The sequence below is a fragment of the Pseudomonas sp. GW822-FHT02E03 genome (genome assembly GCF_058802325.1).
The window spans coordinates 1-22562 of the sequence record NZ_JBXAOA010000011.1; the positions used below are offsets into that span (position 1 = coordinate 1).

The window sequence follows — 22562 nt, forward strand, 5'->3', positions numbered from 1 at the left end:
CCCCCCCCCCCCCCCCCCCCCCCCCCCCCCCCCCCCCCCCCCCCCCCCCCCCCCCCCCCCCGCTCCCACAGGGGGATGGAGGTTAGTTGTCGTAACCCAGGTTAGGCGCCAGCCAACGCTCGGTCACGCTCAATTCCTGACCTTTGCGCGAGGTGTAGCTCTGCACCTGATCCTTGTCGATCTTGCCCACGGCGAAGTACTGCGCCTGTGGGTGAGCGAAGTACCAGCCGCTGACCGCTGCCGCCGGGAACATGGCGTAGTGCTCGGTGAGGAACACGCCGCTGCGGCCGGCTTTGAGCTCTTCCGCTTCCGGGTCCAGCAGCTTGAACAGCGTGGCTTTCTCGGTGTGATCCGGGCACGCCGGGTAGCCTGGAGCGGGGCGGATGCCGGTGTATTGCTCTTTGATCAGCGCCTCGTTGTCCAGCGTCTCGTCCTTGGCGTAGCCCCAGTAGTCTTTACGCACCTGTTGGTGCAACCACTCGGCACAGGCCTCGGCCAGGCGGTCGGCCAGGGCCTTGACCATGATCGAGTTGTAGTCGTCGCCCGCATCCTGATAGGCCTTGGCCACTTCTTCGGCGCCGATCCCTGCGGTGGTGATGAAGCCCCCCACGTAATCGGTCACGCCGCTGTCCTTGGGCGCAACGAAGTCGGCCAGGGAGAAGTTCGGTTTGCCATCAGTCTTGATGATCTGCTGGCGCAAGTGATGCAGCTTGGCCAATGGCTTGCCGTCATCGTCGTAGACTTCGATGTCATCGTCGCGCACCTGATTGGCCGGCCAGAAACCGAACACCGCACGGGCGCTGATGAGTTTTTCGTCGATCAGTTTGGCAAGCATTTCCTGGGCATCGGCGTACAGCGCGGTGGCGGCTTCACCGACCACTTCGTCCTTGAGGATGCGCGGGAATTTACCGGCCAGGTCCCAGGAGATGAAGAACGGTGTCCAGTCGATGTACTCGGCCAGCACCTTCAGGTCAATGTTGTCCAGCACCTTGGCGCCGGTGAACGTCGGTTTGACCGGTTCGTAGCTGCCCCAGTCGAACTGCGGCTTCTTGGCGATGGCCACCGGGTAGCTCAGGCGTTCGGTACGGGCGCTGCGGTTGGCGGTGCGCTCGCGAACGTCGATGTATTCCAGGCGAGTCTTCTCGACAAAACCGGCCTTCAGCTCCTTGGACAGCAATTGCGTCGCCACGCCCACAGCGCGGGAGGCATCGGTGACGTAGATCACCGCGTCGTTGCTGTACTTGGGCTCGATCTTCACCGCCGTGTGCGCCTTGGACGTGGTCGCGCCACCGATCATCAACGGCAGATGGAAGTCCTGACGCTGCATCTCGCGGGCCACGTGAACCATTTCGTCCAGCGAAGGCGTGATCAAACCGGACAGGCCGATGATGTCGCATTTCTGTTCTTTGGCGACTTGCAGGATCTTCTCTGCCGGCACCATCACGCCAAGGTCGACGATGTCATAGCCGTTACAGCCCAGCACCACGCCAACGATGTTCTTGCCGATGTCGTGTACGTCGCCCTTGACCGTGGCCATCAGGATCTTGCCCTTGGCTTCTGGCTTGTCGCCTTTTTCCAGTTCGATGAACGGGATCAAGTGGGCCACGGCCTGCTTCATCACGCGGGCGGACTTCACCACTTGCGGCAGGAACATTTTGCCGGCGCCGAACAAGTCGCCGACGATGTTCATGCCGGACATCAGCGGGCCTTCGATCACTTCGATCGGGCGCGCAAAGGACTGACGCGACTCTTCGGTGTCTTCGACGATGTGGGTGGTAATGCCTTTGACCAGTGCATGTTCCAGACGCTTGTTGACGTCCCAGTTGCGCCACTCTTCGGTCTCGGCTTCCTTGACGCTGCCGTCGCCCTTGTACTTGTCGGCGATGGCGAGGAGGGCGTCGGTGCCTTCCGGGGTGCGGTTGAGGATCACGTCTTCGACGGCGTCGCGCAGCTCGGCCGGAATCTGGTCATAGATCTCCAGTTGGCCGGCGTTGACGATACCCATGGTCAGGCCGTTGCGGATCGCATACAGCAGGAACACCGAGTGAATCGCCTCGCGCACCGGGTTGTTGCCACGGAACGAGAACGACACGTTCGACACGCCACCGGAGGTCAGGGCGTACGGCAGTTCGTCGCGGATGTAGGCGCAGGCGTTGATGAAGTCCACAGCGTAGTTGTTGTGTTCTTCGATGCCGGTGGCCACGGCGAAGATGTTCGGGTCGAAGATGATGTCTTCCGGCGGGAAGCCGACTTCATTGACTAGGATGTCGTAGGAGCGTTTGCAGATTTCTTTCTTGCGCGCTTCGGTGTCGGCCTGGCCGGCTTCGTCGAAGGCCATCACCACCACCGCGGCGCCGTAGCGTTTGCACAGTTTGGCGTGATGAATGAACTGTTCGACGCCTTCCTTCATGCTGATCGAGTTGACGATGCCCTTGCCCTGGATGCACTTGAGGCCGGCTTCGATCACTTCCCATTTGGAGGAGTCGATCATGATCGGCACGCGGGAGATGTCCGGTTCACCGGCAATCAGATTGAGGAAGGTCACCATGGCCTTCTTCGAATCGAGCATCCCTTCGTCCATGTTGATGTCGATCACCTGGGCGCCGGCTTCGACCTGCTGCAGGGCGACTTCCAGGGCTTCGGTGTAGTTGTCTTCACGGATCAGACGGGCGAATTTGGCGGAGCCGGTGATGTTGGTCCGCTCGCCGACGTTGACGAACAGCGAGCTGCGATCAATGGTGAACGGTTCCAGGCCCGACAGGCGGCAGGCCTTGGGAATGTCCGGAATCTCGCGCGGCGCATAACCGGCCACCGCTTTGGCGATGGCTTCGATGTGGCCCGGCGTGGTGCCGCAGCAGCCGCCGACGATGTTCAGGAAGCCGCTTTGGGCGAATTCTTCGATGACCTTGGCGGTTTGGGCCGGCAGTTCGTCGTACTCACCGAATTCGTTCGGCAGCCCGGCGTTCGGGTGCGCGGAAACGTGGGTGTTGGCCTTGTTCGACAGTTCTTCCAGGTACGGGCGCAACTCGCTGGCCCCGAGGGCGCAGTTCAGGCCGACCGATATCGGTTTGGCGTGGGCCACTGAGTTCCAGAACGCTTCGGTGGTCTGGCCCGACAGTGTGCGGCCGGAGGCATCGGTGATGGTGCCGGAGATCATGATCGGCAACTCGACGCCCAGTTCTTCGAACACGCCTTGCACGGCGAAAATCGCCGCTTTGGCGTTGAGGGTATCGAAGATGGTTTCGATCAGGATCAGGTCGGCGCCGCCTTCGATCAGGCCTTTGGTGGCCTCGGTGTAGTTTTCCACCAGTTCATCGAAGGTCACGTTGCGGTAACCGGGGTTGTTGACGTCGGGCGACAGCGAGCAGGTGCGGCTGGTCGGGCCGAGTACGCCAGCGACGAAACGCGGCTTGTCCGGGTTCTCGAGAGTTTTCGCATCGGCAATCTTGCGGGCCAGGCGAGCGCCTTCTACGTTCAATTCGTAGGCGAGTTCTTCCATGCCGTAATCGGCCATGGAAATCCGGGTGGCGTTGAAGGTGTTGGTTTCCAGAATGTCGGCGCCGGCGTCCAGATAGGCCTTCTCGATGCCGCCAATCACGTCAGGACGTGTCAGCACCAACAAGTCGTTGTTGCCTTTGACATCGCTCGGCCAGTCGGCGAAGCGTTTGCCACGGTAATCCTGCTCCTCGAGCTTGTAGCTCTGGATCATCGTACCCATGCCGCCATCGAGAATCAGGATGCGCTCTTTGAGGGCGTGCTTGAGAGCTTGAAGGCGAACGCTGCGATCGGACATTTGGACTACTCGGTAAGGCCATGACGAAGGGCCGGAATGATAACAAACCTGTGCGCTTTTGGAGCATGTACGGGTTTTGCATGAATATCGTTCATGTTGGTGCGCAGGCCAGACCGGTAGAATCGCGGCGTTTTCTCATGATCAGGACCAGGGATATGTCGTATCGCGTCGTCACCAGCCTATTGATGCTGTTTTTAAGCGGGGGCGCCGCTGCGCAAGGTCCGGATATTTCCTACGTCCGGGACATTCAACCGATCTTCACCGAAAAGTGCGTGGCCTGCCATGCCTGCTACGACTCCGCCTGTCAGCTCAATCTGGGCAGTGGTGAAGGGGCGGCCCGAGGTGCAACCAAGGCGCCCGTTTATGATGGCGAACGCAGACAGGCCGCAGCGCCGACCCGACTGTTTTATGACGCCTTTGGCAAACGCGCCTGGCAGCAAAAAGGCTTTTATTCGGTGCTCGACGCCCAAGGCAGCCAGGCGGCGCTGATGGCGCGCATGCTCGAACTGGGCCACAAAACCCCGTTGCAACCAAACGCCAAATTGCCGGAAGACATCGTCCTGGGCCTGAACCGGGAGAACATGTGCGCCATGCCGGCGGAGTTCGACGGCTATGCCAGCTCCCACCCTAAAGAAGGCATGCCGTTGGCAGTCACCGGCCTGACCGATCAGCAATACCAGACGTTGCAACGCTGGCTGGCCTCCGGTGCGCCAATCGATGAGCAGGGCCTGGTGCCCAGCGCCAAGGAAGCCTTGCAGGTGGTGCAGTGGGAAAACCTGCTCAACGCGCCGGGCGCCCGGGAAAGTCTGGTCGGGCGCTGGTTGTTCGAGCACTGGTTTTTGGCCCACATCTATTTCAAGGACGGCGAGCCGGGGCATTTCTTTCAGTGGGTACGTTCGCGCACGCCGACGGGGCAGCCAATTGATTTGATCAACACCCGCCGTCCGAATGACGATCCGGGCACTCAGGTCTATTACCGGCTATGGCCGGTGCAAGGCGTGATCGTGCACAAGACCCACATCACCTATCCGCTGAGCGCGGCGAGGATGGCGCGGATCAAAAGCCTGTTCTACAGCGGCAACTGGCAGGTCAGCGCGCTGCCGGGCTACGGGCCGGAGCGACGGGCCAATCCGTTCACGACCTTTGAGGCCATCCCGGCGCAGGCGCGTTACCAGTTCATGCTCGATAACGCCGAATACTTTGTGCGCACCTTTATTCGTGGCCCGGTCTGCCGCGGCCAGATCGCCACCGACGTGATTCGCGACAACTTCTGGGCGCTGTTCCAGGCCCCGGAGCATGATCTCTATATCACCGACCCGAATTATCGTGGCCAAGCCACGCCATTGCTGGCGATGCCGGGGCAGAACGATGACGTCGGCAGTGTCCTGAGCCTGTGGCACGACTACCGCGACAAGCGCAACGAGTACGAAGCCTTGCGCCGGGACAGCTACGCCGACCTGCCGGCACCGAGCTGGTCGACCCTGTGGGCCGGCAATGACAACGCGCTGCTGAGCATCTTCCGGCATTTCGACAGCGCCTCGGTGAACAAAGGCCTGATCGGTGACGTTCCGCAAACCATCTGGCTGTTCGATTACCCGTTGCTGGAACGCACGTATTACCAGTTGGCAGTCAACTTCGATGTATTTGGCAACGTATCCCATCAGGCCCAGACCCGGCTGTACTTCGACCTGATTCGCAATGGTGCCGAGCAGAACTTTTTGCGTCTGATGCCGGCCGACTCACGGGACGGCTACCTCGACGATTGGTACCAGAACGGCGGAAAGCTCAAAATGTGGCTGGATTACGAGTACATCGACAACGACAAACCCACGGCACTGACGCTGAGCGAGAAGGACCCGAAACGCGATTTCGCCCTGCAATTGCTGGCCCGGTACGGCGAACTCAATGCCAACCCCGACCCGATCAACCGCTGCGACGGTGCCTACTGCTCGCGGCCGAACATCGATCTGGCATTGCAGAACGCCGAACAGGCCTTGAGCCGCCTGACCTCACGTCCGTCTGCGGGGCTGAAGGTCATCGATCAATTGCCAGAAGCCACGATGCTGCGCATCGAGACTCAAAGCGGCAAGCGCGGGGTCTATAGCCTGCTGCGCAACCGGGCCCACAGCAACGTGGCGTTCCTGCTGGGGGAGTCGCGGCGCTATCAGCCGGGGCTCGATACGTTGACAATTTATCCGGGTGTACTCAGCAGCTACCCGAACTTCATGTTCAACATTCCAGCCGGCCAAGTGCCCGCTTTCGTTGATGCGATGGAAACCGCGAAGGACGCTGCCAGTTTCGAGAAAATCGTCGAACGCTGGGGCATTCGCCGCAGCCATCCGCAGTTCTGGCAATATTTCCATGATCTGAGTCGCTATATCCACGACACCGACCCGGTGGAAGAGGGCGTGCTGGACATGAACCGCTACGAGAATCTTTGATGCACGGAATTTAGAGGTGTCTGCGAACCAGTGTGGGAGCGGGCTTGCTCGCGAAAGCGGTGTGTCAGGCAACATCAATGTTGACGGTGCCGCCGCCTTCGCGAGCAAGCCCGCTCCCACATTGGATCAGCTGTGCTTTCCCGACAAAAATACTAGGACTTTGTCCGGCGCGATGATTGGCGTAAACTGCGTCCAAGCCTGCGAGGAGTTTCCATGACCGCTATTACCATTACCGACGCCGCCCACGATTACCTGGCTGATCTGCTTTCCAAGCAGAACACCCCGGGGATCGGTATCCGCGTCTTTATCACCCAGCCTGGCACCCAGTACGCCGAAACCTGCATTGCCTACTGCAAGCCGGGCGAAGAAAAACCCGAAGACACCGCGCTGGGGCTCAAAAGCTTCACCGCGTACATCGATCACTTCAGCGAAGCCTTCCTGGATGATGCGGTAGTCGACTACGCCACCGACCGCATGGGCGGCCAACTGACCATCAAGGCGCCAAACGCCAAAGTACCGATGGTCAACGCCGACAGCCCGGTCAACGAGCGCATCAACTACTACCTGCAAACCGAGATCAACCCGGGGCTGGCCAGCCACGGCGGTCAGGTCAGCCTGATCGATGTGGTCGAAGACGGCATTGCCGTGCTGAAATTCGGCGGTGGTTGCCAGGGCTGCGGCCAGGCAGATGTCACCTTGAAGGAAGGCATCGAGCGCACCTTGCTCGAGCGTATTCCCGAACTCAAGGGCGTTCGCGACGTGACCGACCACACGCAGAAAGAAAACGCCTACTACTAAGGTGTTCGCTGCAAACCTAAAAAAACGGTGCCCGTGAGCACCGTTTTTTTATGGGCGATCGATACCTGTTTTTGATCGTTCCCACGCTCTGCGTGGGAATGCCTCAACGGACGCTCTGCGTCTGCTCTTGGGACGCGGAGCGTCCCGGGCTGCATTCCCACGCAGAGCGTGGGAACGATCATCTCAGGGTCTGTAGAGGTGCGCATGCCCCGCGCGATACAGCGACGATTCACTGAAGTGATCGCTACCCAACACCCTGCCCACCAGGATCAACGCCGTGCGGCGAAATCCCTTGGCTTGAACCTTCCCGGCAATATCCGCCAGCGTCCCCACCACCCAGTCCTGATCCGGCCAGGTCGCCCGATGAATCACCGCGATCGGGCAATCGGCGCCGTAGTGCGGCAGCAATTCAGCAAGGATCTTCTCCAGGTGATTGACCCCCAAGTGGATCGCCATGGTCGCCCCATGCTGCGCCAGACTGCCCAGCTCTTCACCGGCCGGCATGGCGGTCTTGTCGGCGTAGCGGGTCAGAATCACGCTTTGTGACACGTCCGGCAGGGTCAGTTCAGCACCCAAAAGCGCCGCGCAGGCGGCGGTGGCGGTGACGCCGGGAATGATTTCGAAAGGGATGTCGAGTTCACGCAAGTAGCGAATCTGCTCGCCAATCGCCCCGTACAGGCTCGGATCACCGGAATGCACCCGGGCCACGTCCTGGCCGTTGGCATGGGCGGTCTTGATCAGCTCGATGATCTGTTCCAGATGCAATTCGGCGCTGTTGACCACCTGTTCGGCGCGGTGGCCGTCCAGTACAGCGGCCGGGACCAGGGAGCCTGCATAGATGATGACCGGGCAGCTACGAATCAGCCGTTGGCCTTTGACGGTGATCAGTTCCGGGTCGCCGGGGCCTGCGCCAATGAAGTAGACGGTCATCGTCGTTTCCTGTCAGAAAAAAGGTATGGGCACGCTTCAGATGAAGATTGCTCATGATCGAAGGCGGGGATTATCGGGGATTTTACGCGGCGCTGGCCAATGCAAGGGTGGCCTGGGCGTATTTTTGTCGTGGAATCAGCAACTTTGCCGGTGCCTGAGCCAATTGTTCGGCCAGTGCCAGCGCGGCACTTTCCGCTACGCCGTAACAGCCGGTGCGTTCGAACGCGATGTCCGAGTGGTGGCTGAGTTGCGGTTCATAACCAGCCAACTGTTCGCTGCTGAAATACATCAATGGCAATGCCAATTGTTCGGCCAGTTCGATCAGGGCGGGTTCTTCGCGCTTCAGGTCGATACTGGCCAGGGCCTTGATCTCACGAAGCTCGATTTGATGGGCCTGTAACGCTTGATCAAGCAGCGCCCGCAGCGTGCTGACGGGGCAGCCGCGCTGGCAGCCCAGGCCGACCACCAGGGTCGGCGCTGCGCTGACGTCAGTCATGCGGAGTATTGGCCATCGCTTTTGCGGCGGAACAACCAGGCGCTGATCAGGCCCAGGGCCAGCCAGAACGCCATGTTGGTCAGCTGCGAAGCGATTTTGAACTGCGCTTCCAGGGCTTCTGGAGCCAGCATGGAGTGCACTTCCGGTTGTGGCGCGCCGATGACGTGCGGAGCGGCCAGAATCGCCACGCCGAGGATCTTCATCAGCCAGTGGCGGCTGAACACAATCAGCGCGATGCCGACAGCGGTGGACGCGGCAGTACCAATCCACCAGATCTGCCGTTGCGCCAGATCCGCCGCGGCAGTGCCCGGCAGCTCAGGTGGCAGGCCGAGGGTGGGCGCCAGCACGAACGTCGCGTAACCCGCCAGGCCCCAAAGCAGGCCCTGAGAGGTACGGCGTGGAGCGCGTAAGGTGTAGAGGCCCGCGAGCATCAGGGCGAAACCCACCGCTACCACCAGATTGCCGCCGGTGGTCGACAGCACGCGCTGCCAGCCGTCTTCAGGCGACCAGGCTTCGGCATCGTGGGTGTGAGCGGTGACAGCTCCCGCGGCGTGCTCGTGGATTTCAACCGCGGCCGGCTCGGATTTTTCGTAGGTCTCGGCCTGCAGAATCAGCGGAGCCACCCAGAAGCTTTGCAGCAGGGTCAGCAGCAGGGCGGCCAGCAGCCCGGTGAAACCTGCGGTTTGCGCAATACGCTTGATCATGTCAGCAGGTCTCAATGGCACGGGAATGCGGCGCTGTGACGGGTATCGTGCGCGGCGTTGTGTACCGCTTCGATGTGCGAGAAACCGGCGAAATACACAAGGCTGGCGCCAAGGATCGACGCACAAAAAGCGGCGGTCAGGCGTTGGCTCAGGGTAGTGGTGGTGCTGATCGTGCTCTTTTTATCGGTGTTGCTGGCGGTGCTGCTGATGATCGACATGGCGCTTCCCTCTGGTCTGTCAGCGGGTGAATAGAGCGCATGAAAACCTCCGTACGCCGGGGCACGCAGAGATTTCGAACAGCGCCCGCCCACCGCGGGTTTGTTATTCAGTGAACGTAAAAGTCACTTTGTGTTGCGGGCCGGTCTCCGGGCTCGCGAGGGGCAGGGCTTGTGCCCAAACCTGCAAGCATCACCTTCCCATGCCGTATGACGGGCACAGTGGATTTGACGCTTCACTCGCTTACCGTTGCGGGGGCAGCACCGGACTGACATGGCTTTAGAGTAAAGCACATGATTCACCGGTTTCCCGTTTCACCCTGTGAAGGGCACCCGTAACAAGGCGTGTAGGAGAGCATGGGCGGGGGTTGGGCGTCAATTGGCATGGGTTCTCGTTTGAGTTGATCGTTCCCACGCTCTGCGTGGGAATGCAGCCCGGGACGCTCCGCGTCCCTTTCACAGCCGAACGCGGAGCGTCCGTTGAGGCATTCCCACGCAGAGCGTGGGAACGATCATCATCGACACTATTCCTGTAGGAGCGAGGCTTGCCCGCGAAGGCGTCCTGTGAGTCACCACAGATCTGTGCACGGACATTGACCCGCCCCCACACGATGCGTAGCCTTGCGCTTTCGAGGTTCTTCGGCATTTGCCGAAGCTAAGAAGGGAACGCGGTCGATGCCGCGGCTGCCCCCGCAACTGTGAACGGTGATGTTCGCTGCCACGCCACTGCAAACCCTGATCCATCAGGTTCGCGGGAAGGCGCAGCAAACGCCAGTCGTACGATTGGCACACCGTCAGCCAGGAGACCTGCCTCGACACAGATTCTCACTACAACCGGGCGGGGTGATCCGGTGGCGGAACTCTTGCGCGCGCGCACCTGCCGCTGCGATTGTCGTCCCGTATGCCCGCCACCTTGCCAAAGGGCATCCGATGAAAACACTGGCCAAACTCCCCGTCACCATCGTTACCGGCTTCCTCGGCTCGGGCAAAACCACCTTGCTGCGCCACATGCTCGACAACGCCCAGGGCCGTCGCATCGCAGTGATCGTCAACGAGTTCGGTGAGCTGGGCATCGACGGCGAAATCCTCAAGCAGTGCTCGATCGGTTGCTCCGAAGAAGAAGCCAACGGCCGTGTTTACGAGCTGGCCAACGGCTGCCTGTGCTGCACGGTTCAGGAAGAATTCTTCCCGGTGATGCGCGAACTGGTCGCGCGGCGCGGCGACCTCGACCACATCCTCATCGAAACGTCGGGCCTGGCCCTGCCAAAGCCCTTGGTTCAAGCCTTCCAATGGCCGGAAATCCGCAGCGCCTGCACGGTTGACGCGGTGATCACCGTGGTCGACAGCCCGGCCGTTGCTGCTGGCACCTTCGCGGCGTTCCCGGATCAGGTCGATGCCCAGCGCAAACTCGACCCGAACCTGGACCACGAGTCGCCGCTGCACGAGCTGTTCGCCGACCAACTGGCCAGCGCCGACTTGGTGATCCTCAACAAGGCCGACCTGATCAGCGCTGAAGACCTGGCCCGCGTGCGCCTGGAAGTTGCCGAAGAACTGCCGCCAGCGGTGAAAGTCATCGAAGCCAGCAGCGGTCGTCTGCCACTGGACGTGCTGATCGGCCTCGGCGCCGGTTCGGAAGAACACATCGACAGCCGCCACAGCCATCACGATCATCACCATGAAGGCGAGGACGACCACGACCACGACGCATTCGATTCCATCTCGATCGAGCTGCCACAAGCCGACGAAAGCCTGCTGATGGACGCGCTGACTCAATTGGTGGTCCAGCACGGCATCCTTCGGGTCAAAGGTTTTGCTGCGGTGCCGAACAAGCCGATGCGCCTGTTGATCCAGGGCGTGGGCACGCGTTTCGACAAGCACTTCGACCGTCAGTGGGGCGCTGAAGAAGCGCGCACCACGCGTCTGGTGTTGATCGGTCAGGATCTGGACGCCGCTGCGCTCGAAGCGCAATTGCGCGCTGCGCTCAGCGTTTAAACCATGCACCTGCTCAGGACTCAGCCCGGCGGTTTCGTGTCGGATGACAACATTGCCGACCTTGGACAAACTCCCGCCGAGCTGGTGATCCTGTGCAGCGGCGATTCCAGCCTGGCGTTGCTCGCCGAAGCGGCGCAGCAGTTGCCCGACGATTACCCGAGCGTGCGCCTGGCCAACCCGATGCAGGTGCAGAATCACGCCTCGGTCGATCTCTACGTCGACGAAGTGCTGCGCCACGCCAAAGTGATTCTGATCTCGCTGCACGGCGGCATCGCCTATTGGCGTTACGGCATTGAGCGGCTGGTGGAATTGTCCGAACGCGGCGTGCAGCTGATTCTGGTGCCGGGGGATGATCGCCCGGACCCGGAACTCAGTGACCTGAGCACCGTAACCGCGCAAGACCGCGATCGGCTCTGGCACTTCCTGCGTCAGGGCGGCATGGCCAACGCACTCGACCTGTTTCGCTGCCTCGCCAATCGCTGGCTGGATCGCGACTACTCATGGTGCGAACCGCAAACCCTGCCACGCACGGCGATTTACCACCCGCACAAAAGCCCCGCTGAATTGAGCGATTGGCAAGCCGACTGGCAAGCTGATCAGCCGGTGGCGGCGGTGCTGTTTTACCGCTCGCATTTGCAGGCGGCGAACACTGGTTTCATCGATATTTTCTGCCAGCGTTTGCAGGCGGCGGGGTTGAATCCGTTGCCGATTGCGCTGGCCAGTTTGAAAGAGCCCGGCTGTCTGACGGTGGTCGAGGGCTTGCTGGATGAAGTCGAGGCAGGGGTGATTCTCAACACCACCGGTTTCGCCCAGTCCAGCCCCGAAGCACCGCACCTGCGGCCGTTTCGCCGCAACATTCCAGTGATTCAAGCGATCTGCGCCCAGGACAATGAACCCGGTTGGCGCGCCAGCGAACAAGGTCTCGGCCCCCGCGACCTGGCGATGCACATCGCACTGCCGGAGCTGGACGGGCGGATCATCAGTCGGCCGATCAGCTTCAAGGATCTGGCCTGGCGCAGTGAGCGCAGTCAGTCAGACGTGGTCTGCTACCGGCCGCAACCTGAGCGCATGGATTTTGTCGCTGAACTGGCTCGGCGCTGGATCGATCTGGCGCGAGTGCCCAACGGCGAAAAACGCATCGCCCTGATCCTCGCCAACTACCCGACTCGCGATGGGCGTATCGGCAACGGCGTTGGCCTTGATACTCCGGCTGCGGCATTGAACATCCTCCGTGCCCTGCACGCCGAAGGTTATCCGCTGCCGGCCGAGTTGCCGGACAGCGGCACCGCGTTGATCCAGCAATTGCTCGGCGGCGTCAGCAATGACCTCGACACCCTCGACCAGCGTCCCTGTCATCAAAGCCTCGCGCTGGACGACTACAACCTGATGTTCAACGCGCTGCCCGACGCCAACCGTCAGGCGGTGCTGGAGCGTTGGGGCTCGGCCGAAAACGATCCGATGTTCCGTGGCGGGCGAATGATGATCGCCGGCTTGCGTTTCGGCCTGACCTTCGTCGGCATTCAACCGGCCCGGGGTTATCAGGTTGACCCGAGCGCGGTCTATCACGACCCGGACCTGGTGCCGCCCCACGGCTATCTGGCGTTCTACTTCTGGTTGCGCAACACCTACGGCGCTCACGGCGTGATCCATGTGGGCAAGCACGGCAACCTCGAATGGCTGCCGGGCAAGGGCGTCGGGCTGTCGGAAAACTGCTGGCCGGATGCGTTGCTCGGGCCGCTGCCGAACATCTATCCGTTCATCGTCAACGACCCGGGCGAGGGCGCCCAGGCCAAACGCCGCACCCAAGCGGTGATCATCGATCACCTGATGCCACCGCTGACCCGCGCCGAAACCTACGGTCCGCTGCGCAATCTCGAATTGTTGGCCGACGAATATTACGAAGCGCAATTGCTCGATCCGCGCCGTGCCCGGGAACTGCAGCGCGATATTCTGCAACTGGTGCGCGACACGCACATCGACCGCGAACTGCAACTGGACGAGAAGCTCGACAGCGATGCCGATGCGGCGATCTGGTTGCCGCGTCTGGACACGTACCTGTGCGACTTGAAGGAGTCGCAGATCCGCGATGGCCTGCACGTGTTTGGCGAGTCGCCAGTGGGGCGGTTGCGCATCGACACCTTATTGGCCTTGCTGCGTATTCCTCGCGGCGATGGACGAGGGGCGCAATCGAGCTTGCTGCGGGCGCTGGCCAAGGCGTTCGTGCTGGGCTTCGATCCGCTGGATTGCGTTTTGGCCGAGCCCTGGAGCGGACCTCGACCGGAGGCATTGCTGTCGGTCAGCGATGAACTGTGGCGTACGGCGGGGGATACCCGTGAACGTCTGGAGCTGTTCGCCGCTCAACTGATTTCACACACGTTAGACCAGCCTCAAGCCCAACCCGGCCCCTGTGGGAGCGGGCTTGCTCGCGAAAACGGAGTGCCAGTCGACATTGATTTGCCTGACACACCGCTTTCGCGAGCAAGCCCGCTCCCACAGGACGCAGATTGGTCGGAAGTAAACGCCATCATCGACAGCCTGCGCGAAGTCGTTGCCCCACGTCTGGACGCCTGCGGCCCAGCGGAAATGCGCGGCCTGCTGGACGCCCTCAACGGTCGATTCGTCCCGGCCGGGCCGAGCGGCGCACCCAGTCGCGGCCGTCTGGACGTGCTGCCCACCGGGCGCAACTTCTATTCGGTGGATGTGCGCAACCTGCCAACCACCACCGCCTGGCGCATCGGCTTCCAGTCTGCGAACCTGATTCTTGAGCGGCACTTGCAAGACCACGGCGATCACCTGCGTCAGCTCGGCCTGTCGGTTTGGGGCACCGCGACCATGCGCACCGGCGGCGATGACATCGCCCAGGCCATGGCGCTGATGGGCGTGCGACCGGTGTGGGCGACGGGCAGTCAGCGGGTCGACGATTTCGAAATTCTGCCGTTGAGCCTGCTGGACCGCCCACGGGTGGATGTGACCTTGCGCGTCTCCGGATTTTTCCGCGATGCCTTTGCCAACCTGATCCGGCTGTTCGACGCCGCCGTGCAAGCGGTCGCCGCGCTGGATGAACCGGATGATCTCAACCCGTTGGCGGCCAAGGTCCGCGCCGAACGGCAAGCGTTGCTGGAATCCGGTCTGGATGAAGACGCTGCGCGGCGGCAGGCCGGCTGGCGCATCTTCGGGGCCAAACCGGGTGCTTACGGAGCAGGCGTGCAGGGCGCCATCGACGGTCGTCTGTGGCAAAGCCGCGACGACCTGGCCGAGGTTTACCTGAACTGGGGCGGCTACGCTTACGGCGGCTCTGACGAAGGCACCGCCGCCCGCGAACAGTTTGCCCAGCGTCTGAGCCAGGTGCAGGCGGTGCTGCAAAACCAGGACAACCGTGAGCACGACTTGCTCGATTCCAACGACTATTACCAGTTCCAGGGTGGCATGTTGGCGGCCGTCGAAAGCCTTAGCGGTGAAGCGGCGGCCAGTTATCACGGCGATCACAGTCAGCCGGACTTGCCGAAGATTCGCACGTTGAAGGAAGAGCTGAGCCGGGTGATCCGTTCCCGAGCGGCCAATCCGAAATGGATCGACGGGGTCAAGCGTCATGGCTATAAAGGCGCGTTTGAACTGGCGGCGACGGTCGATAACCTGTTTGCGTTCGACGCCACCACGCAGTTGATCGACGACCACCAATATGCGTTGCTGGCGGATGCCTATTTGCTCGATCCAGCGACCCGGGAGTTTGTCCGCGAGCACAATCCCCATGCCTTGCGCGACATGACCGAGCGCATGCTCGAGGCGCAGCAGCGGGGGATGTGGAAAGAGCCGGGCGAGTACCGCGAGGCGCTGGAGAATTTGTTGCTGGATATAGAAGAAGACGGGTAGCCAAGAGACGGATCGTTCCCATGCTCTGCGTGGGAATGCAGCCCGGGACGCTCCGCGTCCCTTCCAGAGCCGAACGCGGAGCGTCCGTTGAGGCATTCCCACGCAGAGCGTGGGAACGATCACACCACCGACCACACGAGTAATGCCACATGACAGACACCCCCCATTTCCCGCTCTCCGCCGTGGTCGGCGCCGATGACTTGAAGCTCGCGCTGTACCTGACCGCCATCGATCCAAAAATCGGTGGCGTACTGATCGAGGGCCCGCGCGGCATGGCCAAATCGACCCTGGCCCGAGGCTTGGCGGACCTGTTGGCCAGCGGTCAATTCGTCACCTTGCCCCTGGGCGCCACCGAAGAACGGTTGGTCGGCACCCTCGATCTGGACGCGGCCCTGAGCGAGGGGCGCGCACAGTTTTCCCCCGGCGTACTGGCCAAGGCCGACGGCGGCGTGTTGTATGTCGATGAAGTCAATCTGCTGCCCGATCACCTCGTGGACTTGCTGCTCGACGTGGCCGCCAGCGGTACCAACCTGATCGAGCGCGACGGGATTTCCCATCGGCATTCGGCGAAGTTTGTGCTGATCGGCACCATGAACCCCGAAGAGGGCGAGCTGCGTCCGCAATTGCTGGACCGCTTTGGTTTGAATGTCGCCCTCAGTGGCCACACCGCACCCGCCGAGCGCGGTCAGATCATCCGTCGCCGACTGGATTTCGACAGCGACCCGCAAGGGTTCTGCGCCGAGTGGGAAAGCCAGCAACACGCACTGCGCGAGCGTTGCCAAAAGGCGCGCTCGGCACTGGCGGGCATTCCTCTGGACGATACCGCACTGGCGCAGATCACCGAGCGTTGCTTTGCCGCTGGCGTCGATGGGCTGCGAGCCGATCTGGTCTGGTTGCGCGCGGCCCGGGCTCACGCGGCATGGCGGGGCGCGAATGCGATCAGCGAGGACGATATCGACGCGGTCGCCGAGTTTGCCTTGCGCCATCGTCGTCGCGAACACTCGCCACCGACGCCGCAACAATCCCAGACACCGCAGCCGCCCTCGACCGGGCACGCCAATCCGAGTGAAGGTCAGGGCCAGTGGGGCGAAATGCCCGCCCAGGCGCTGCCGGTCGGCGCTCGACGTGAAGTGCCGAGCTGGCCAAAAAAAAAGCCCTAGGCATTCGCCCTCGATCGGACGCGGGGGCGAATGCCAGACCCCGCGCAGGACGGCTGGATCATGGTAAACAGGGCAAGCGTCACGCGGCCCTGAGTGGATCGATCAATTGGCCCGGCACCTTGCTCAATGGTCGACCGCGTCAACGCGACGATGTGCTGTTTCATCTGCGCACCCGCAGCCCTCATGAATTATGGCTGGTGATTGTCGATGCCTCGGCCTCGACCCGACGTCATCAAGCGTTGAGCGATGCCAAGGGCTTGTTGGCGCAACTGTTCGACGATGCCTATCGACAGCGTGCGCGCCTGGCGTTGCTGACCGCCAGTGGTCATGTGCCGAAGTGGCAAGTGCAAGGGTTGAAAGCCTCCGCGGGCTTGCGCGACTGGCTCGACGGGCTCGGTGCCGGCGGCGGTACGCCGATGCTGGCGGCGCTGGGCGAGGCGGGGCGCTGGTTGGCGGCTCGGCAAAAACGTTTTCCGGCAGAGCAGCAACGGCTGTTGTTGGTGACGGATGGGCGGGTGAAGGAATGGTCAACGTTGCCGGCGCTGGATTGCCCGGGGCTGCTGATCGACATTGAGCGCGGGCCGATTCATCTTGGCCGGGCCAAGGTGTTGGCGGCGCAGCTGCAGGTTGATTATCGACATATCGATGAGCTGATTTCAGGTTGAGTTTGGTGTTGATAGTGCTGGCCCCTTCGCGAGCAAGCCCGCTCCCACATTTAATCTGTGGCGTTCACAAATCCCATGTGGGAGCGGGCTTGCTCGCGAAGGCATCACCTCGGAATCGGATAAGTGCGGTTAATCCGCATCGCTGCCCTATGCTCTGTAAGCAAGCCAATCACAGGAGTGACCCATGCGCGTTCTAGCCCGCAACGATCAGGACGATTTTCGCGTCAAAGCCTACGCTGGCACCAACGGCGTGTTGCTGGCGATTGATCTGGCCGAACCCCGTCGCAAAGGCCTGCTGGGTTTCGCCATCGAAAAACAGCAAGGCAACAAACCCTGGCTGTTTCTGTTCAACAGCCTGACCTTCCCCGGCAAGGATCATACGTTCCCCCAGTTTCACGCTACCCCCAGCGATGCCGCGCCGTTGCAGAAATTTCGCTGGGCCGATTACGCGGTCAATCCAGGTGTGACGATCCATTATCGGGTTCACCTGGCCTACGGCACTGCCGATGCGCCGCAGCTGGGTGAGTTTCTGGAAGTGACGCTCACCACCGACAATGGCCTTCCAGCGGGCCAGAATGTCATCTTCAACCGGGCGGTGGCTGCGAGTCAGGCCTTCCAGCGCAAATTCGCCGACCTCGATGCGCAGCTCAGCGCCAACAAGAAACTGCCCATCGAAGAATGGCCCGACGCTCCACGGCAATGGCTGGAAAATGGTCTGCTCGCACGCTTGCTGGGGTTCATCGAACGGGCCGAGGATGGCCGGTGGGCGCTGGACATCGCGATCTATGAATACCAGTTGCAGGTGATCGTCGATGCGGTGAACGCCGCGTTTGAGCGCGGCGTAAAGGTTCGGGTCCTGTACCACGCCCAACCCGACGAAGACACTACGGCGATGAACGAAGCCAGCCTGGAAAAAATCCCGGCGGCGAACAAGCGCGGGCGGGTCACTCACAACATCTTCCACAACAAGTTCATGGTCCTGAGCCGGCTCGACGCAGCGGGGCAGCATCAGCCCGAAGCGGTGCTCTGTGGCAGCACCAACTTCACGCCCAACGGTGTTTATCGTCAGGCCAACGTCGTGCATGTGCTGGACGACGCTCGGATCGGCGCCAGTTATCTGCAAACCTTCGAGCAGGTCTGGGCCGACCCGACGGATGTCGGCGCCACACGGGAATGGCTCACGGAAAACAATCCGATGCAGCCGGAGCAGGCACTGTTCGCCGGCTTCTCACCGCGCTCGGGCCAGGGCGACTTGCGTGAGTTCGTCGACATCATCAACGCCGCCAAAAAAGACCTGCTGTTTGTCACCGCGTTTGCCTTGCCGGACGAAGTGCTCAACGCGTTGCTCGGCCTGCCCCACGACGATATTTTGCGTTACGGCCTGCAAAACACCGTCAGCAGCATCACCGGTTTCCACGCCGACCGCACCGCTCAATTTGCCGCCACCGCGCTGCTCAATACCGGCCTGGAAGGCTGGCTCAAGGAAAACATGAAAGGCCAGAAGGGCAGACTGCTGGTGCATACCAAAGCCATCGTCGTCGACTTCACCACCGACGCACCGACCATCATCAGCGGCAGCCACAACCTGAGTGAGGCGGCCAGTAACGTCAATGACGAGAACTACCTGATCATCCGTGGCGACACCGACCTGGCCGATCGTTACGGGCTGGAACTGCTGCGCTTTTATGAGCATTACCGGTTCCGCTACTTCGCAAAAAAACTACAACTCAAACAGGTCCGGCCATTGGCGCCGGATGACAGCTGGACCGATGATTATTACCGCGAAGGCGATCTGCGCATGTTGTCGCGGTTGCGCTTTTCCGGACGATAAACACACTCGCGCGCGCCCTTTGTAGCAGCTGCCGAGCAGCGCGAGGCTGCGTCCGGCTGCGAAGCAGTCGTAAGTCCGGCTGACGCGGTCTGCCTGATGCACCGCAATCTCAGGTTTTACGACTGCTACGCAGCCGGACGCAGCCTCGCGCTGCTCGGCAGCTGCTACAGGTCGGTTATTTACCCATCGCCTGGCGGTACTGACGGGTACGCCGAGCGATGTACAACTGGTCGAGGATCAATGCCCATACCGCCGAGACTTGCGGCCTAGGCTTGCGCCCGCGGCTCAATCGATGGAGCTGAAACTTCACCACGGCCATATTCGCCAGCGCCGCCAGAGGTTTGCGTTTCCAGCGAATCGGTGGCAACTGCGGGTGACTGTTCTGGCCTTCACGCCAGCGTTTGACCAGGTTCGGTTCGATGGCCATGGCCGTGCCGATGCCGGCCATGGCGATGCCGCTGTCGAGCACTTGTTCGACGATCGCCAGTCGCCGTATACCGCCAGTCACCATCACCGGCATGATCGCCACACTGGCCAGTTCGCCGGCCATTTCCAGAAAGTACGCTTCTCGCGCCAGGGTCCGACCGTCGCGCGCCTCGCCTTGCATGGCCGGGGCTTCGTAGCTACCGCCAGAGAGCTCCAGCAAATCGATTTGCTGTTCGTTGAGCCACTGGATCACTTGCCGGGCATCCTCGGCGTCGAAGCCGCCGCGCTGGAAGTCCGCGGAATTGAGCTTCACCGCCACGCAAAACTGCGGCGATACGGACTTGCGAACCGCGCTGAGCACTTCCAGCAGCAGGCGCGCGCGATTTTCCAGAGAACCGCCCCAGCGGTCGGTGCGTCGATTGGTCAATGGCGAGAGAAACTGGCTGATCAGATACCCGTGCGCGGCATGAATCTGCACCCCGGTGAAACCGGCCTTTTCCGCCAGGGCGGCGCTGGTGGCGAAGCGTTGAATGACCTCTGCGATGTCGTTCTCGCTCATGGGTTTGGGTTCGGCAAACATCTTCGAAAACCCGCCCAGATCCAGCGCGACCGCCGAAGGTGCCCAGGCTTGCTGGCCGAGGTTGGCCATGGTCTGGCGCCCGGGATGATTGAGTTGCACCCAGAACTGCGCGCCACCGGCCCGGCCGATGGTTGCCCACTGACGAAAACGTTCGAGGTCTCGCTCGTCTTCCAGCACCACGCCACCGGGGCCGGTCATGGCGCGGCGGTCGATCATCACGTTGCCGGTCAGCAACAACCCGGCTTCGCCGTCGGCCCAGGCTTGATACAGCCGAAACAACTCGCCTGAAGGCGCCTGCCCGGTATCGGCGAGGTTCTCTTCCATCGCGGCTTTGGCGATGCGATTGCCGATGGTCTGTCCGTTGGGCAAATTCAACGCTTGGAAGGGCGACATGCTTGACTCCTCATCAGTGAAGCGTAGAGGCTAAGCTTAAAGTTAACTTTAATGTCAAGCGTGCAAACGAGGCCGTGATGAAGATTGGTGAATTGGCGCAACAGAGCGGGTTGAACGCCTCGCGCATTCGTTTTTATGAAGCCCAGGGCCTGATCCGTCAGGTCGAGCGGCAGGCCAACGGCTATCGGCGTTACCCGCCGCAAGTGTTGCAAACCCTGAAAATCATCCAGTGCGCCCAGCAGGCCGGTTTCACTCTCGAAGAGCTGAAGTTGCTGCTACCGGATGCCACGACGGGTGAGGTCAATCACGACGAACTGGTGGCGAGCCTTGGGCGCAAGGTCGAACAGATCGAAGCGATGCAACTGCACCTGGCCCAGAGCAAGGCGCAGTTGCTGGAGGTGATCGAGAGCATCCAGGCGCGACCCGAGGGCATGGGGTGCGGTGCGAATGCCGAGCGCGTGCTGGCGTCGCTCAAGCAATAGTTCTGATGACTGCCCAGGATCAAGAGCAAAAGCTTTGCGAGCAAGCCCGCTCCCACAGTTGAACGGGTTGTCCGGCTAGACACGGTCTAAATGTGGGAGCGGGCTTGCTCGCGAAGGCGATCGCCCAGACGACTCAAAAATGACTCATGAAACGCATATTCAGCAGCTCCCGCGCCCGAGGCGCGGTGCATAAAGTGCTGAGGGTTTTCTGCAACCACGGCAAGTCATGGTGAGGTTTGCGGGCAACCTGTTTGGGCCTGAGCTTGCCGATGTGCTTTTTGAAATTTTCTTCCAGGGTTTCCCGAGTCCCGATGCCCTTGAGCTTCTTCAGCAGCTTCCCCTCCTTGTAGAACAACACAGTGGGTGTGCCGGTGACTTCCGGATGCCGAGGGGACTCGCTCGTACTCAGCACGTAGACCTGCGCGTGATCCTTATATTGCTCGGCGATCGTGCGGAAAACCGGCTCGGCCATCTCGCAGGCGTAACAGTTTTTATCGCCGAAATACAGGATCACCGGGCGCCAGGTTTTCAGGGCTTTGCGATAGGCCGGAGCCAGCGTTGATGGGTTAATCATCGAACTCATTGAAATCTCCTTTTCAAAGACCATCGAAGGCCTGTTGACGTTAAAGGAGGCGAGCAGGTGGGTCTACTGTCAGAAATTACAGGTAGGGCTCTGCTTCATTTTGAATCGCTATGGCTTCAGATGTGGTGCAAGTACTCGAGCGTTGTGTCCCACGGTAGCGCTCTCTTATTTGTGCGTTTCGTAACGCCTTCTCGCGCTCACGCGCATCCATCTGATTCAAAACACTTTCCAGACTCCCCGAGATTCTGCCCATAACCTGTGGCACACTTTCTGCTGTCTATTCCGTTGTTACATACCATGTTCCGGTATAGCGGAATAAACACTACTCTGGAGTGCTTGCCATGCATCGCCGACCTTTGTTTAAAGCGTGTGTTTTTCTGTTCGCGGCTTCGGCCGCTGTCATGGGGGCCGCTCAAGCGGCAGACAGCAAGCTCGACAGCGTGCTGGCCCGTGGGAAATTGATTGTGGGCACGGGCAGTACCAATGCGCCGTGGCACTTCCAGGGCGCGGATGGCAAGTTGCAGGGGTTCGATATTGATATCGCGCGGATGGTGGCCAAAGGGTTGTTCAACGACCCGAGCAAGGTCGAGTTCGTGGTGCAGTCGTCCGATGCGCGGATTCCGAATCTGCTGACCGACAAGGTCGACATGAGTTGCCAGTTCATCACCGTGACCGCCAGCCGTGCGCAGCAAGTGGCGTTCACCCTGCCGTACTACCGCGAAGGTGTCGGCCTGTTGTTGCCGGCCAACAGCAAGTACAAGGAAATCGACGACCTGAAGGCTGCCGGCGATGGCGTTATCGTGGCGGTGCTGCAGAACGTGTACGCCGAGGAACTGGTGCATCAGGCGTTGCCCAAGGCCAAGGTCGATCAATACGACAGCGTGGATTTGATGTATCAGGCGGTGAACTCCGGCCGTGCCGACGCGGCGGCCACCGATCAGTCGTCGGTGAAATACCTGATGGTGCAGAACCCTGGTCGCTATCGCAGCCCGGCTTATGCCTGGAGCCCGCAAACCTACTCCTGTGCAGTCAAGCGCGGCGATCAGGACTGGTTGAACTTCGTTAACACCGTGCTGCATGAAGGCATGACCGGTGTTGAGTTCCCGACGTATGCGGCGTCGTTCAAGCAGTGGTTCGGTGTCGATCTGCCCACCCCAACCATCGGTTTCCCCGTCGAATTCAAATGATCCCGTGAGAGCGGGG

Annotated in this window: 16 protein-coding genes and 2 riboswitches; of the genes, 9 read left to right on the forward strand and 7 right to left on the reverse strand. The window is 61.2% G+C overall.

Features of this window, described 5'->3' with window-relative positions; all coding sequences use genetic code 11:
• Positions 1–82: 82 nt before the first annotated feature.
• Entirely contained in the window at positions 83–3793 is a 3711-nt protein-coding gene (metH, locus tag AC1RQB_RS10810) for a methionine synthase (protein ID WP_063340166.1), read from the reverse strand.
• A gap of 155 nt (positions 3794–3948) precedes the next feature.
• Here metH and AC1RQB_RS10815 point away from each other — a divergent pair, with 155 nt between their 5' ends.
• Positions 3949–6234 (forward strand): fatty acid cis/trans isomerase, encoded by a 2286-nt coding sequence (locus tag AC1RQB_RS10815; protein WP_063340165.1) that lies wholly within the window; start codon positions 3949–3951, stop codon positions 6232–6234.
• Between the two features lie 213 nt (positions 6235–6447).
• Positions 6448–7032 carry a Fe-S biogenesis protein NfuA gene (gene nfuA / locus AC1RQB_RS10820; protein WP_007941757.1) on the forward strand — a complete coding sequence of 195 codons (585 nt, stop codon included), beginning with the start codon at positions 6448–6450 and terminating at the stop codon, positions 7030–7032.
• A gap of 183 nt (positions 7033–7215) precedes the next feature.
• On the opposite strand, the gene cobM is transcribed toward nfuA, so the two are convergent.
• From cobM to AC1RQB_RS10840, 4 genes are all read right to left on the reverse strand, one after another.
• Positions 7216–7962 (reverse strand): precorrin-4 C(11)-methyltransferase, encoded by a 747-nt coding sequence (gene cobM / locus AC1RQB_RS10825; protein ID WP_063340164.1) that lies wholly within the window; start codon positions 7960–7962, stop codon positions 7216–7218.
• Between the two features lie 82 nt (positions 7963–8044).
• A complete protein-coding gene (locus AC1RQB_RS10830; protein ID WP_007898224.1) occupies positions 8045–8458 on the reverse strand; it encodes a cobalamin biosynthesis protein in 414 nt (137 codons plus the stop codon).
• Complete coding sequence (locus tag AC1RQB_RS10835) at positions 8455–9162, reverse strand: CbtA family protein (RefSeq protein ID WP_063340163.1); 708 nt, start codon at positions 9160–9162, stop codon at positions 8455–8457. Before AC1RQB_RS10835 ends, AC1RQB_RS10830 begins: the two co-directional genes overlap by 4 nt.
• Positions 9163–9173: 11 nt before the next feature.
• Positions 9174–9380, reverse strand: a complete 207-nt coding sequence (locus AC1RQB_RS10840; RefSeq protein ID WP_063340162.1) for a CbtB domain-containing protein — start codon at positions 9378–9380, stop codon at positions 9174–9176.
• Positions 9381–9501: 121 nt separating this feature from the next.
• Positions 9502–9729: riboswitch (cobalamin riboswitch) on the reverse strand.
• Between the two features lie 263 nt (positions 9730–9992).
• Positions 9993–10206, forward strand: a riboswitch (cobalamin riboswitch).
• 101 nt (positions 10207–10307) lie between these two features.
• On the opposite strand from AC1RQB_RS10840, the gene cobW reads away from it, so the two are divergent.
• The 5 genes from cobW to AC1RQB_RS10865 all read left to right on the forward strand — a co-directional run bounded on the left by cobW (position 10308) and on the right by AC1RQB_RS10865 (position 18895).
• The gene (cobW, locus tag AC1RQB_RS10845; protein ID WP_063340161.1) at positions 10308–11369 is read left to right on the forward strand and encodes a cobalamin biosynthesis protein CobW; all 1062 of its coding nucleotides are present in this window, start codon (positions 10308–10310) and stop codon (positions 11367–11369) included.
• Positions 11370–11372: 3 nt separating this feature from the next.
• The gene (gene cobN, locus AC1RQB_RS10850) at positions 11373–15239 is read left to right on the forward strand and encodes a cobaltochelatase subunit CobN (protein ID WP_063340160.1); all 3867 of its coding nucleotides are present in this window, start codon (positions 11373–11375) and stop codon (positions 15237–15239) included.
• 149 nt (positions 15240–15388) lie between these two features.
• Positions 15389–16399 carry a magnesium chelatase ATPase subunit I gene (locus tag AC1RQB_RS10855; RefSeq protein ID WP_063340159.1) on the forward strand — a complete coding sequence of 337 codons (1011 nt, stop codon included), beginning with the start codon at positions 15389–15391 and terminating at the stop codon, positions 16397–16399.
• Positions 16400–16518: 119 nt separating this feature from the next.
• Positions 16519–17064, forward strand: a complete 546-nt coding sequence (locus tag AC1RQB_RS10860) for a vWA domain-containing protein (RefSeq protein ID WP_063340158.1) — start codon at positions 16519–16521, stop codon at positions 17062–17064.
• Between the two features lie 184 nt (positions 17065–17248).
• On the forward strand, positions 17249–18895 hold the full coding sequence (locus tag AC1RQB_RS10865) for a phospholipase D-like domain-containing protein (protein ID WP_063340157.1): 1647 nt from the start codon (positions 17249–17251) through the stop codon (positions 18893–18895).
• Positions 18896–19070: 175 nt separating this feature from the next.
• On the opposite strand, the gene AC1RQB_RS10870 is transcribed toward AC1RQB_RS10865, so the two are convergent.
• The gene (locus AC1RQB_RS10870; RefSeq protein WP_063340156.1) at positions 19071–20294 is read right to left on the reverse strand and encodes an NADH:flavin oxidoreductase/NADH oxidase family protein; all 1224 of its coding nucleotides are present in this window, start codon (positions 20292–20294) and stop codon (positions 19071–19073) included.
• A 77-nt stretch (positions 20295–20371) separates the two neighbouring features.
• On the opposite strand from AC1RQB_RS10870, the gene AC1RQB_RS10875 reads away from it, so the two are divergent.
• The gene (locus AC1RQB_RS10875; protein ID WP_008066914.1) at positions 20372–20776 is read left to right on the forward strand and encodes a MerR family transcriptional regulator; all 405 of its coding nucleotides are present in this window, start codon (positions 20372–20374) and stop codon (positions 20774–20776) included.
• A 133-nt stretch (positions 20777–20909) separates the two neighbouring features.
• Here the strand turns inward: AC1RQB_RS10875 and AC1RQB_RS10880 are convergent, their stop codons facing one another.
• Positions 20910–21359: a thioredoxin family protein gene (locus tag AC1RQB_RS10880; RefSeq protein WP_063340155.1), complete on the reverse strand. Its 450-nt coding sequence runs from the start codon at positions 21357–21359 to the stop codon at positions 20910–20912.
• A 341-nt stretch (positions 21360–21700) separates the two neighbouring features.
• Here AC1RQB_RS10880 and AC1RQB_RS10885 point away from each other — a divergent pair, with 341 nt between their 5' ends.
• Positions 21701–22546 (forward strand): transporter substrate-binding protein, encoded by an 846-nt coding sequence (locus AC1RQB_RS10885; protein ID WP_063340154.1) that lies wholly within the window; start codon positions 21701–21703, stop codon positions 22544–22546.
• Positions 22547–22562 lie beyond the last annotated feature (16 nt).

What these genes read in the sequence shown, in the direction of transcription:
- metH (WP_063340166.1), bottom strand. Translation starts at nt 3,793, where the DNA reads ATGTCCGATCGCAGCGTTCGCCTTCAAGCTCTCAAGCACGCCCTCAAA.
- AC1RQB_RS10815 (WP_063340165.1), top strand. Translation starts at nt 3,949, where the DNA reads ATGTCGTATCGCGTCGTCACCAGCCTATTGATGCTGTTTTTAAGCGGG.
- nfuA (WP_007941757.1), top strand. Translation starts at nt 6,448, where the DNA reads ATGACCGCTATTACCATTACCGACGCCGCCCACGATTACCTGGCTGAT.
- cobM (WP_063340164.1), bottom strand. Translation starts at nt 7,962, where the DNA reads ATGACCGTCTACTTCATTGGCGCAGGCCCCGGCGACCCGGAACTGATC.
- AC1RQB_RS10830 (WP_007898224.1), bottom strand. Translation starts at nt 8,458, where the DNA reads ATGACTGACGTCAGCGCAGCGCCGACCCTGGTGGTCGGCCTGGGCTGC.
- AC1RQB_RS10835 (WP_063340163.1), bottom strand. Translation starts at nt 9,162, where the DNA reads ATGATCAAGCGTATTGCGCAAACCGCAGGTTTCACCGGGCTGCTGGCC.
- AC1RQB_RS10840 (WP_063340162.1), bottom strand. Translation starts at nt 9,380, where the DNA reads ATGTCGATCATCAGCAGCACCGCCAGCAACACCGATAAAAAGAGCACG.
- cobW (WP_063340161.1), top strand. Translation starts at nt 10,308, where the DNA reads ATGAAAACACTGGCCAAACTCCCCGTCACCATCGTTACCGGCTTCCTC.
- cobN (WP_063340160.1), top strand. Translation starts at nt 11,373, where the DNA reads ATGCACCTGCTCAGGACTCAGCCCGGCGGTTTCGTGTCGGATGACAAC.
- AC1RQB_RS10855 (WP_063340159.1), top strand. Translation starts at nt 15,389, where the DNA reads ATGACAGACACCCCCCATTTCCCGCTCTCCGCCGTGGTCGGCGCCGAT.
- AC1RQB_RS10865 (WP_063340157.1), top strand. Translation starts at nt 17,249, where the DNA reads ATGCGCGTTCTAGCCCGCAACGATCAGGACGATTTTCGCGTCAAAGCC.
- AC1RQB_RS10870 (WP_063340156.1), bottom strand. Translation starts at nt 20,294, where the DNA reads ATGTCGCCCTTCCAAGCGTTGAATTTGCCCAACGGACAGACCATCGGC.
- AC1RQB_RS10875 (WP_008066914.1), top strand. Translation starts at nt 20,372, where the DNA reads ATGAAGATTGGTGAATTGGCGCAACAGAGCGGGTTGAACGCCTCGCGC.
- AC1RQB_RS10880 (WP_063340155.1), bottom strand. Translation starts at nt 21,359, where the DNA reads ATGAGTTCGATGATTAACCCATCAACGCTGGCTCCGGCCTATCGCAAA.
- AC1RQB_RS10885 (WP_063340154.1), top strand. Translation starts at nt 21,701, where the DNA reads ATGCATCGCCGACCTTTGTTTAAAGCGTGTGTTTTTCTGTTCGCGGCT.